This is a genomic window from Mycobacterium sp., from assembly GCF_052144515.1.
GTDB lineage: Bacteria > Actinomycetota > Actinomycetes > Mycobacteriales > Mycobacteriaceae > Mycobacterium.
Map to the genome: position 1 here is coordinate 1 of NZ_JBKQQD010000312.1, position 13,586 is coordinate 13,586.

Annotated in this window: 2 protein-coding genes; one reads left to right on the forward strand and one right to left on the reverse strand. The window is 65.6% G+C overall.

The window, feature by feature from the left end:
• A partial coding sequence (locus ACLP9N_RS21345) for an AAA family ATPase (RefSeq protein WP_442409285.1) occupies nt 1-11,302 on the forward strand: 11,302 nt, incomplete at its 5' end.
• Here ACLP9N_RS21345 and ACLP9N_RS21350 read toward each other — a convergent pair.
• Nucleotides 11,299-13,586, reverse strand: a 2,288-nt coding sequence (locus ACLP9N_RS21350) for a DUF4349 domain-containing protein (protein WP_442409286.1), incomplete at its 5' end; no start/stop codon positions are given. The genes ACLP9N_RS21345 and ACLP9N_RS21350 overlap by 4 nt on opposite strands.

The window sequence follows — 13,586 nt, forward strand, 5'->3', positions numbered from 1 at the left end:
GGAGGCCGAGCTCCGCGACGGCGACTACTTCGGTCGGGCGGTCAACCGCGCCGCCCGCCTGCGGTCGCTGGCTGTGGGCGGCCAGATCGTGTGCTCGGGTGCGACCGCCGAACTCGTCATCGACTCATTGGCCGAAGACGTCGTGCTCGTCGATCGGGGCATGCGCCAGCTGCGCAACCTCGCCCGCCCGGAGCACGTTTTCGAGCTCCGATTGGAAACCGCCGACGACGGTCGTGGGCCAGTGTCAACCGATGCGCCTGTGGAGCGCCCGAGTCTGCCGGTAGTCCTGGCCGGCCGAGGGCCATTCGTCGGACGCGGGCGCGAGCTCGAGCACCTTTTTTCCGCGTGGCAGACCGCGCTGGCCGGCGGCACGAACGCGGTCCTGATCGCCGGCGAACCGGGTGTCGGCAAGACGCGTCTGGCCGGCGAATGGTCGCAACAGGCCTACGACCAAGGCGCCCTGGTGATTTACGGCCGTTGCGACGAGGACCTCGGTGCGCCTTACCAGCCGTTCGCGGAAGCCCTGCGCTCGCTGGTGCCGTGCCTCGGCACCGGTCGGCTTCGGGGGCTGCGCGGCGTGGAGGCGCTACTCCCCCTGGTTCCCGCGCTGACCGATGTCCTACCTGATCTGGCCGCGCCGACCCGCGCCGACCCGGACACCGAACGCTACGCACTTTTCGACGCGGTCGTTGCGCTGTTGGCAGTCGCCTCCGCGAGCGCGCCCGTGGTCCTGATCCTCGATGACCTGCACTGGGCGGCCAAACCCACGCTGCTCCTGTTACGGCACCTCCTGCGTTTCGGTGAGCACGCCCGCGTGCAGATCATCGGCACATATCGCAGCACCGACCTGGACCGCTCCCACCCACTGGCGGCGATGCTCGCCGACCTCCACCGTGACGGCACCGCCAACCGTCTTGCGCTCAGCGGTCTCGACGAGGACGACGTGACCGCCTACGTCGCCGAGGCCGGCTACCACGACGAAGAGCTGGCCCGCGCGCTGGCGTCAGTCACGGGTGGCAATCCGTTCTTCCTCATCCAAGCACTGCGCCACGTCGACGAAAGCGGCGGCGTGTGGGATCAGAGCACCCTGCCGCAGGGCGTTCGCGAGGCCGTGAGTCGCCGTCTTTCGCGCCTTGCGCCGGAGACGAACAAGGCCCTGGGCGCGGCTGCGGTCGTCGGCAGCCGGTTTGCCTTGGAACTGGTCGAGCGGGTGGTCGGGGACGACCTGGTCGACGCGTTCGACGAGGCGTGCAAGGCCGGCATCGTCATCGAAGAGCCCGGCGGTCGCTACCGTTTCAACCACGCCATCGTCCGACAGTCGCTGCTCGCCGAGCTGCCCTCGGTGCGGCGTATGCGGCTGCACCAGCGCATCGCGACGACGCTGGAGAACGAGCCCGGCGCTGACGACGAACTGCTCGCTGAACTGGCTTACCACTATTTCGAATGTGCCTGGGCGGGAAATGCCGCCAAGGCTGTCGAATACTGCCGGCGCGCGGCGGACCAGGCGATGGCCCGGCTCGCCTACGAAGGCGCCGCCGACCTCTACGATCGGGCCCTGCACGCGCTGGAGGAGATTGACGACGAGCTGCCCGACCGCGACGACCAGGCCGCCGATCTCCTGGTCGCACGCTGCGAAGCGCTCCTCGCCGCGGGTGACGTGGCTTCGGCGGCAGGTGCGGTCTCGCAATTGCAAGCAGCGACGCTCGATTCGGCCCGTCTTGCGGCATGGGCGACGTGCTTCGACGGCCAACTCTCGATGCTGATCCACCCCGAGCGGCTGGACGAGGTCGAAGCCGCGTTGGGCACGGCCGCCGACCAGCTGGCCGGATTAGACGACGCGGCCGGAGAAGCCAAGGCGCACACCGTCCGTGCCGGGTGCCTGGCCCGCCTTGGGCGAATCGGCGACTGCGAAATTGCGCTGGACGACGCGCTCACGGCGGCGCGGCGCGCGCGTGACCACCGCCGAGTGAACGCAGTACTGGCGGGTGCGCCACTGGCCGCGCTGTGGGGACCCAACCCGGTGCCGCGCGCGGGCGGGCGGTGCCTTGACGTGGTGCGGCTGCTTCGGATCACGACCGACTCCCCCGCGGTCGAAGCGACGTCGACACGGTGCCAGGCCGTGTTGGAGGCCTTCCGCGGCCGCGCCGAGGCCGCCCGCCGGATGATCGACTCGGCCCGGCGCACCGTCACCGAGCTCGGCCTGCGCCACGCCCTTCTCGAGGTCGAGCAGTTCGCCGGCATCGTCGAGCTGGTCGCGGACGATCCCGCCGCCGCCGAGCCGCATCTTCGTAAGGCCTACAACGGCTTTCGCCGCATGGGCCTCGACGCCGACACCGCCGAGACCGCCGCGCTGTTGGGCCGTACCTGCCTCGCGCTCGATCGAGATACCGAGGCCGACGAATTGTGCACGGAAAGTGAGCGTCTCGCCGGCCACGCCCTGAAGGCGTCGATCGCCTGGCGCACACTTCGGGCGCAGCTGCTGTCGCGCCGCAATGAGCACGACGAGGCTCGGCGCGTCGCCGAGGCTGCGGTGGCGTTGGCCGAGCGCACCGATGAATTGGTCGATCACGGCGACGCTTGCTTGGCACTCGCTGTGGTTTTGGACGCCGCCGGCGACACCGCGGCGGCACGAGTCGGCGCCGAGCGAGCGGTCGGGTTGTACGACCGAAAAGGCGCTGCGGCACTTGCCGAGAGGGCGCGTCACATTGTAGGCGAGCGCACCGCTTCACCAGCCGCACCCCAAGCGCCGAGCATTGAACCCACCAACGCTTGCGTGCAAGCAGGCAGCCAATTGATCGATGCCGTGAATCGCGAGGCCTGGCAAGAGGTAGCTCAGCTACTTGCCCCATACGTGTCCGTAGAAAGTCGACGGAAGATCGTCGGCTTCCCGCGGATCGACGTGCCATCAAGCCAGTGGCCCGAGGATATGAGGCATTATCTGGAGAACGGCATGGTGCGCTACCGTCACGCGTCTGTTGCGGTGCGTGGTGAGCGTCTTGCCCTCTCCCGGCTGGTGATAGGCACGGCAGACCTGAGTTCCGATGCACCGCAAGACGAGATGCTCCATTTAGCCGGCCTCGACGAGGAGGGTCGAATCGAGCTGCAGGTGTGGTTCGACGTCGAGGACATCGACGCCGCGCTCGCCGAACTCGACGCCGCGCATGCGCGACTTGAGAGGGAGCAAGCACCCGCACGGCACTTGGAGAACGCGGCGACGCGAGCATTCGACCGCCTCCGGTCCTACTTCGCGGCCCGCGACTGGGACGCCATGGTGGACACGTTGGTTGATGATCTTTGCAGTGACGATCGCCGTCGAGTGGTGAACGCGGGCCTCCTACAGGGAAGGGATTCCCTGATCGAAAATCTCCAGTCGGCCGCCGACCTCGGGATCACGCACGTGACGTCAGACGCCATCGCCACCCGTGGAGATCGCCTGGTCCTCACTCGTGCCCGGTACTCGCACAGCGACGAAAAACTCGAGCCGTTCCACGCCGATCTCCTACAAATAGTCGAAATCGACGCCGACGAGCGGATTGCGGCGCTAATCACGTTGGACCTCGACGACTTCGATGGAGCGCTGGAAGAGCTCGATCGCCGGTACCTCGCCGGCGAAGGGGCGCCCTATGCGGACACGTGGTTGGGAATCGGGGAGGCTTATGCCGCGCTCAACCGGCCACACGAACTCTTTGCGACGACCCCTGATTGGGTGGGCATCGACCACCGCCGAGGGACAACGGTTCCACCGGGTGACATCGCCGCGGATATCCGCGCCAATTGGGACGTCGCGCCAAACCTTAGGCGCTCAATCGAGGCCGTGCATCGGTTGAACAACCTCGGTGCGGTCGTCACCCATACGGCCTTCGGCACATCACACGAGGGCTTTGGCGCTGAATGGCGGCTGGTCGCACTTGTGACGTGCTCGAGCAACCGGATCAGCCGCTGCGAGGTATTCGACGAGGCAGACCTCGACGACGCGCTGGCGCGCTTCGATGAGCTCAGCCGGCCAATGCGGCGACCGGAGAACGCAGCAAGCCGAATAGCTGAGCACTTCCTGGCGGCCTTCGCGGCAAGCGACTGGGACTCCATGACGGGGATGCTGGCCGACAACTTTTCCAATGATGATCGCCGTCGGGTGGTGGGTGCAGGAGTCCGTCATGGTCGAGAAGCCCAGATCGCGGACATGCAGGCGGTCGCCGACCTCTGGACTACAAACTCGACGCTGATGGCCGTCGCGACCCGCGGAGACCGCCTTGCCCTTCTGCATTTCCGGTTCTGGGACCTCGATCAGGGGTCCGAAGCATTTCCTACGGAGGCGCTCGGAATCCTCGAAATTAACGCCGCCGAGCGGATGGTCGCCATCGTCTCGTTCGACCTCGACGACTTCGAGGCCGCGATCGCCGAACTCGACGCCCGCTACCTCGCCGGCGAAGCGGCCGCCCACGCGCACACCTGGTCGCTCGTCGCGGCGGCCTATGCGTGCTATAATCGGCGCGAGCTTCCCGCGACGACGCCGGACTGGGTGAACGTCGACCGCCGCCGGATGACCATGTATACGCCCGGTGACGTCTTCAAATACGTCCGCGGTGGCTGGAATTACATTTCGGACATCAGCTTTCGCATCGAGGCTGTGCATCAGTTGAGCAACCTGGGAGCGGTCGTCACCCAGGCGGGACGTGGGACCTCGCAAGAGGGCTTCGACGCCGAGTGGCGCGGGATCCACCTCATCACAGTCGAAGGCGACCTGTTCAACCGCAGCGAGATGTTCGACGAGGCGGACCTCGACGCCGCGATCGCCAGGTTCGAGCAGCTAAGCCGGCCGGCACCGCGGCTGGAAAACACGGCAAGCCGGGCCAACGCGCGCTTCGTTGCGTGCGTCACCGCGCGCCTCTGGGACGCTATCGCTCCGATTCTGGCCGACGATCATTACAGCGACGATCGGCGGCGGGTAACCGGCGCCGGAATCCGCCGCGGTCGGGATGCCGATATCGAGAACATACGGGTGGTCGCAGATCTCGGGGCGAACATCACGGCTGAGGTCATCGCGACTCGCGGGGACCGCCTCGCTCTCACCCATACCCGCGTCTCCTTTGACCAGCAGCCGCAAGGGTTCCTCGCGGAGGCGCTCGTCCTCGTCGAGATCGACCTCGACGGCCGTATCGCGGCGACCATCATTTTCGACCTCGAAGACTTCGACGCCGCCATCGCGGAGCTCGACGCGCGCTATCTCGCCGGCGAAGCGGCCGCCCATGCGCACACATGGTCCGCGATATCAAGGGCCTACGCCGCGATGAACCGAAATGAGTTTCCGCCAACGACGCCGAATTGGGAGAACCTCGACCACCGGCGAGCAAGAGCATTTGCGCCAGGTGACGCGGCGGCATACGTCCACGCCACGTGGGACCTCTTGTCGCCGCACTTCAACATGTACATCGAGGTTGTACATCGACTGAGCAACCTTGGAGTGGTCGTAACCCGGGTGTCAAGGGGGACCTCGCAGCAGGGCTTCGACGCCGAGTGGCGAGAGGTCTGCGTCTCGACGGCTGAAGGCGACCTGATCAACCACTCTGAAATCTTCGACGAGGCGGACCTCGACGCCGCGCTCGCGATGTTCGATCAGCTAAGCCGTTCAGCACCGCGGCCGGAGAACGCAGCAAGCCAAGCGGCAGAACGTCTCCGAAGGTGTTTCGCGGCGCGCGACTGGGACGGCTTGGCGGAAGTTTTGGCCGAAGACGTTTTGGCTGACGATCGCCGTCGGATAGTGGGAACCGGCATTCGACGCGGGAGGAAAGATAACGTCGCGGACATCCGAGCCGGGGCCGATGTCGGGACCGAGGACATAACGTCGACGGTCATCGCGACCCGCGGAGAGCGCGTCTCCCTTGACCTCGCCCGCTTTTCCGCTAACGATTCGCAACCCGAGAGCCTAAGCGTTGAGCTACTTCGTGTCCTCGAGGTAGACAGCCACAACCAGATTACCTGTTGCCTTATGTTCGACCCCGACGACTTCGACGCCGCCTTCGCCGAACTCGATACCCGATACCTCGCGGGCGAAGCGGCCGCCCACGCGCGCGCGTGGTCGGTCATCACGGGGACCTACGCCTCGTTCAACCGCCAGGAATACACAGGGGCGGACTGGAGCGTCATCGATCACCGGCGGGGTGCGCTGTTCGCGTCCAGCAACCTAACCGCGTCTATTCGCGGCATTTGGGACCTCACGGCGGACCTCAACATCCGCATCGAGAAGGTGCATCGGCTCAGCAGCGTCGGAGCGGTCGTCACCCATACTTCGCATGGGACCTCGCCAGAAGGCCTCGACGCCGAGTGGCGGATGATCCAACTTCTGACAGTCGAAGGCGACCGGATCAACGGCTGCGAGCTATTCGACGAAGCAGACCTCGACACCGCGCTCGCCCGTTTCGATGAACTGCAACCGCAGTTGCCACGGCTGGAAAACACGGCGAGCCAAGCAGCAGAACGCTTCCTGGCGCACTTCGCATCCCGTGACTGGGATGCCATGGCGGGCACACTGGCCGAGAACTTTTCCAGCGACGATCGTCGTCGGGTGGTAGGTGCGGGAGTCCAACATGGGCGAAACACCCAGATCGGGATCATGCGGGTGATCGCCGACGTCGCGCTCACGAATGTGACGACAACCTACATCGCGACCCGCGGGGAGCGCCTCGCCCTCACGCGTGCCCGGTTCTCGGACCGTGACCAGGGGCCTGAGGCATTGCTCACGGAGGCGCTCGTCATCGTCGAGATCAGCGCCGACGACCGGATCGTCGCGCTCATTTCGTTCGACCCTGACGACTTCGACGCCGCCTTCGAGGAACTAGACGCCCGATACGTCGCCGGCGAAGCAGCAGCCCACGCGCGCACGTGGTCGGTGATCGCGGGTGGCTACGCCGCGCTCAATCGGCATCAAATCCCTGCGACGGCAGCCGATTACATCATCATCGATCACCAGCTACACAACGAGGCGACGGGCATAACCGATTATCTGGATGCCACGTGGAAGCTGACGCCAGACCTTCGCATGTACGTCGAGGCTGTGCACCGGCTTAGAAAACCTGCAGCGGTCGTCACCCTAGTGGTGTATGGGACCTCGCAAGAGGGCCTCGAAGTGGAATGGCGGCTAGTCGAACTACTGACGATGGACGGCGACGTGCGCAGCCGCTGCGAGGTCTTCAACGAGAAAGACTTGGACACCGCGATCGCGTGGTTCGATCAGCTAAGCCGGCCGGCACCACGGCTGGAAAACGCGGCAAGCCAAGTAACTGCGCGCTTCCTGGCACGCTTCGAGGCCCGCGACTGGGACGCCATGGTGGCACTACTCGCCGACGACATTTCCACTGACGATCGCCGCCGATTGGCGGGTGCGGGGGTTCTACGCGGTCGAGAGCCCAACATCGCCAATATGCGCACGGTCGCCGACGTTGCGACCGACGACCTAACGTCGACCACGATTGCGACCCGCGGTGAACGCCTCGCCCTCAGTCGCGTCCACTCCCCGGCGTTCCAAACCGACGTGCTCAACGTCGTCGAGATGGACACCGACCTACGGATCATCGCTGTCGTCTCGTTCGACCCCGACGACTTCGACGCCGCCCTCGCAGAGCTCGACGCGCGGTACCTCGCCGGCGACGCGGCCGCCCACCCACACGCGTGGTCGATCGTCGCGGGTAGCTACGCCGCGCTCAACAGGCACGAGATGCCGCTGACCACGCCGGACTGTGTGAACATCGACCACCGACGAGAGACAGCGTTCGGGCCCGGCGACCTGACCGCATACCAGAACGCCGGGTTGGACCTCGAGCAAGACATCAATGTCTTTGTCGCGGAAGTGCATCGGCTGAGCAGCCTCGGAGGAGTTATCACTTACGCGGCACATGAGACCTCGCAAGAAGGCTTCGACGCGGAGTGGCGCGGGATCGCAGTCTTGACGGTCGAAGGTGACATGGTCAACCGGTGCGAAGTCTTCGACGAGGCAGATCTCGACGCCGCGCTCACTCGCTTTGAGGAATTGCACCCGCAGACGCGGCGACTGGAAAACGCGGCAAGCCAAGTGGCCGAGCGCTTCCTAGCGCACTTCGCGGCATGCGACTGGGACGCCATGGCGGAGATACTGGCCGACAACTTTTCCAGTGACGATCGCCGTCGGGTTGTGGGCGCGGGAGTTCGACATGGTCGAGACGCCTGGATCGTGGACATGCGGGCGACCGCCGACCTGGGGATCACGAACGTGACGTCGAGCGTCGTAGCGACCCGCGGGGGGCGCCTCGTCCTAATGCGTGGCCGCTTCTCGGACCGCGATCAAGTGCCCGAGGCATATCCCACAGGGTTCGTCGGCATCGTCGAGATCAACGCCGACGAGCGGATTGCCGCGCTCGTCTCGTTCGACCTAGACGACACCGACGCCGCGTTTGAGGAGCTTGATACCCGATACCTCGCCGGCGAAGCGGCACCGTACGCGCGCGTGTGGCAACTCGGAATGAACACGATCGGGGAGCTCAACCGTCACGAACGGGGACCCATGATTGGCCGATTTGTTTATGCCGATCACCGACGAATCCCGTTCGCATCGGGCGAAGAATTTGGGCGGGGGGTCGAGGAATTGTGGGCACTTGTTCCCGATGCCCGCTACTGGACGAAGGCTGTGCATGCACTTGACGCCCTCGGGACTGTAGTCACCCTCGTCATCGAAGGCACCGACGCGCACGGAAGCGAATTACAGTGGGGCCGCATCATTCTGTTCGGTTCCGAAGAACCACGGGTGGAGGTGTACGAAGAGGAAGACGTCGATGCCGCGCTCGCACGGTTTGAGGAACTGCGTCCACAGGCGACACGGCTGGAAAACACGGCAAGCCAAGTAGTCGAGCGCTTCTGGAAGTACTTCGGGGCCCGCGAGTGGGCCGCGATGGCGGAGCTAGTGGCGCACGATATTGCTACAGACGATCGCCGTCGGGTTGTTAACGCCGGGATCCGGCGCGGTCGAGATGACCACATGGCGGATATGCGAGCCATCGCCGAAGTCCTGCCCGACGAGGACATAACGTCGACCGTCATCGCGACCCGCGGAGCGCGCCTCGCCCTCACGCGTATCTGCGGCTCGAACCGCGGAATGGGGGCCGGCGAAGTCAGCGCCGAGATTCTGTCGATCGATGAGATCGACGCCGACAACCGGATCGTGGCGCGCGTCGGGTTCGACCTCGACGACATCGACGCTGCGTTCGCGGAACTCGAGGCGCGCTACCTTGCGGGCGAAGCGGCTGCCCACGCGCAGACGTGGGCGCGCGTCACACGCGCGTATGAAGCACTCAATAGTCGCCAACTCCCAGACACGACCGTGCACTGGGTGAATATCGATCACCGGCGACTCGCGCCGATCCCGTCCGGCGACCTGGGCAGATACCTTCTTGCAACATGGGCTCTCTCGCCGCGATCCGGCATACGGATCGAAGCCGTGCATCGGTTGAGTGAAGTTGGAGCCGTCGTCACCCAGGTGGTGAAAGGGACATCGCACCAAGGATTCGATGCCGAGTGGCGCACGATCGACCTTTCAACGTACGACGGCGACAAGCTCAATCGCTGCGAGCTATTCGACGAGGAGGATCTCGACACCGCGCTCGCGAGGTTCGACGAGCTCCAACCGCAGGTTCCACGGCTAGAAAATGCCGCGACGCGAGTGATCGAGAGCTACCTGGCAGACTTCGCGACCCGCGACTGGGCCGACATCGCCCAAACAGTCGCCGACGACTTCTACGTCGACGATCGCCGCCGGGTCGCGAACGCGGGGATCCGACACGGTCGGGATGCCGAGGTCCAAAATCTGCGGGCGACCGCCGACGTCGGCTTGACGTTGACGATCTCGGGCGTCATTGCGACGCGCGGCGATCGCCTCGCGCTCTCGCGGCTTCAAGCCTCCGGCCCCGAAGGGCGACTCGACTGGGTTCAACTCGAGGGTTTTCTCATCGTTGAGATCGATGCCGACCAGCTGCTCAGAGCGTCAGTCATGTTCGACCTCGAGGACATGGACGCCGCCTTCGAGGAGCTCGACGCGCGATACCTCGCCGGCGAAGCGGCAGCACACTCACAAACGTGGTCGGTCATCAGGAAGGCGTACGCTGCGGTTAACCGTCATGAGCTACCGCCGACGACTTCGGGCTGGGTCAACATCGACCACCGCCGAGCTCGAGCGTTCGTGCCCGGCGATATGGAGTCATATCTTCACGCCACGTGGGATCTCACCGAAGACGTGAAGGTTTACATCGACTCGGTGCATCGGCTGGGTGATCTCGGAGCGGTCGTCACTCATACGGCGTTTGGAACCTCGCGCGAGGGCTTCGACGCCGAGTGGCGAGAGGTCATAATGTCGACGGTTGACGGCGAAATGGTTGACTGCTGCGAAATTTTCGACGAGGCGGAACTGGATGCCGCGCTCGCGAGGTTCGACGAGCTCGATGGACGAGCGCCGTTGCTTAACAATGCCGCGACACGGATCTGGCCTCGGATAGCCGACGCGTTCAACCGCCACGATATGGAGGGATTCCTCGCCCTTACCAGTGCAAACGGCCGAGTGGAAGACCGGCGACGCGGCCTACGCGCCGCTCACGAAGGGTCAGAGCGCCAGAAGGCCGCGCATGTGCTGTTCAAGGCGCCCGAAAGTTGGCGGATGGAAGTAGAGCCCGTCGCCATCAGGGGCTCGCGCCTCTCGCTGGTCCGCCAGACATATCGTGACACCGCGGATTCCGTCCGATCTGTCACTGTCGACCTCTTGACGGTGTTGGAGGTCGACGGAGACGGCGTGGCACAAGACTTTGTGAACTTCGATCCCGACGACATCAACGGCGCGATGGCTGAGCTGACCGACCGATGGCTGGCCTCCGGAGAGGTCGCCCACCCCAGCGTGGTCGAGGCGCTGCAGCAGCTGAACGCGATAATCAACCGTCATCAGTTTGATGAGCTTGCCACACGTCTTGCCGGTGCCACGTTTGTAAACCACCGGCAGCTTGGCAATGAAGGCGCCGACACGATCGCCGACTACCTGTTGGCGATCCGGACGGGTGAGTCCCTCGTGCCCAACTTCAGGGTCGAACTCGCCGAGATACTGACGCATTCGGTTGTGGGCGCAGTGGCGCACGCGGTCGTAAAGGGCACGTCCACTGATGGCGTCGCGATCGAAATTCCGCTGACTCAAATCGTTCTCGTCAAGGGTGACCGCGTCACCCACATCGAGTCCTACGACCACGAACAGCGCGATCTCGCCTTGGCACGGTTCCAGGAACTCAACCGGCCGACCTAGCCGTTATGGCGCCGAAACGGTTTGCGGCGCAGCACCAAGACGATAACCAACGCCAGCACGGCCAGCACCGGTATCCACGGGATGACGAATCCGACCGTCACCACGACGCCATGGACAGCGGAGAGCAATGACTGCCACCCGTGTTGGAGCGCACCAACGAAACCACCTTGCGTCACCGTCGGTTTGGCCGAGAGGTTGACGTTGATCGTCGCATAGGAGATCTGGTCGCCAAGTGCGGCCCGCTGCGCCCTGAGCGAGTCCAACTCGGCCTGCCGCTGGGTCAGCGACGACTCCGCCGCGAGCAGGTCGGCAACGTTACCCGCCCGGCCCATCAGTTGCAGCAGTCGATTGACCGACGTCTGTAACGCCTCGATGCGGGCATCGAGGTCGACGCGCTGCGAAGTGACGTCGCTGCGGCCGATCGACATCGACTCGACGGTCCCGAGTTTCTTGGCGTCGGCCAGGACCCCGTCGAGTTTGTCGGCGGGGATGCGCACCACGAGATCTACTGTCGGCGAGGATGATCCGGATCGCTCCGATCGCGAGTCCACCCGCCCCCCCGCATCGGCGACCGCTGAGATGAGCCGGTCGGCCGCCTGGCTGGGCTCGGCGACGATCATCTGCACCGACCCCGTGGTGACGATGTCGCGTTTGGAGGTGTTGTCCTCCGGGGCTTGTGGCGGTGGTGGCGACTTCGGTGCCGCGACCGTGTTCTCGGGAACGCCGCCCCTGGTCTCGGTAGCGGCGCCCGTATCCCCTGATCCTGGAATCTTGGCGGTCACTACCCCATCGCCGGCCGGGGAGGAGAATCCGTCCCGGCTCAGCGACCAGAACCAGGCGGCGCCGATGAGCAACGCGCCGACCACTGCGACGGCAATCACATTGCTTAACTTGACCATTCGTGCGCTCGATTTTGCCGATGGCGCCTTGGCAGACGGTGCCGGTTGAGTCGCCATCGCGCCAGCGTGAGGCGGAGCCGACGCGATCGGCCCGGTTGAGCGAGTCCGCCCAGCGGCAACCATAATCCGGGGTGCAGCCGCGCGGAGGATGTCGGCACCGTCCAGTGGCGGGCATTGGTCCCATCCAACCAGCGTCTCGACGGGTTGCATCACGCGGTGCCGCGATCCCCCCTCGGTAACGACCCGGCTGTCGACGGCGACGTATGCGGTGAACCTGCACAACACACCACACCGGAACGATATGTCGACGATTCGCTTCTCCAAGTCCTCCGCGGGTGCTGAGGCGTAGCGGTCCTCGCGGTCGCGGAGGTGGGCGCGCGCCCACTGCGCGGTCACCGCCGGGGCATCGCGGCGCTGCCCGGTGACGGCGGTCGACCAGTCCCCGCCGTCGCGCGTCTTACCCTGCAGGGCAAGCGATCCGGTCGCACTCCCCCGATACCGTCCGGTTGCGACGAGCGGCACCCCGGGAAACAGATCGGGGAGCCGAGCCGGACTCGCGGTGTCCTCGAGGGTGGCCAGTCCGTCGGCGCGCAGCGCCAGCGAATACGCCAACGGCGCGCCGATGCGACGGTGGATGGCGTCCATCGCTTCGTCGAGGCGGTCCTCGCTTTCCACCAGCTCGCAACGTCCCCCGCCGACGGCCGCGAGGCGGTTCAAGAAGCCGGCGTTGACGGCCTGGTCGATGCCGACCGCGTGCACCCGTACCCGCTGCAGGTCGCCGGATAGCTCGCGCAGTAGCTGGTCCTCGTTGCCGACCTGCCCGTCGGTGACGAGGATGACGACGGCGTCGCGGCCGCGCGCCCCGGGCAATAAGGTGAGCGCCTGCCCTAACGGTGCGAGCAGCTCCGTGCCGCCGCGTGCGTCGACTCGGGCGAGGTGCTCGACGGCGCGGTACCGGTTCTTATCGCTGGCCTCGACCAATCCCTCGGGTAGGCCGGCGGGGCGGTCGATCCGGTCGTCGAACGTCAGCACCACGAACCGGTCAATGCACGTAAGGGTGTCGACGATGCGCGCCGCGGCGCGGCGGGCGGTCACCATCTTCCAGCCGCCCATGCTGCCGGAGCGGTCGAGCACCAAAACCAGGTCCCGAGGGCGCGTCGGGGCGCTGGAAACCGGCGGCAGGACGGTGAGCTGATACGTCCCCTCGTCACCCGTCGCATCGGGCACCAGAACGAGCGAGTCGGTGAAGTCATCGGCGCCGTAGCGCAGCCGCAGCACGAAATCCCGGTTGGCCCGCTCGCCCGGTTGTATGCGTATCCGGCCGTCCGCAATGGACACCGCGTGCAGGCTTGACCGCACCTCCGACAATGTCAGGCCGGCGGGGT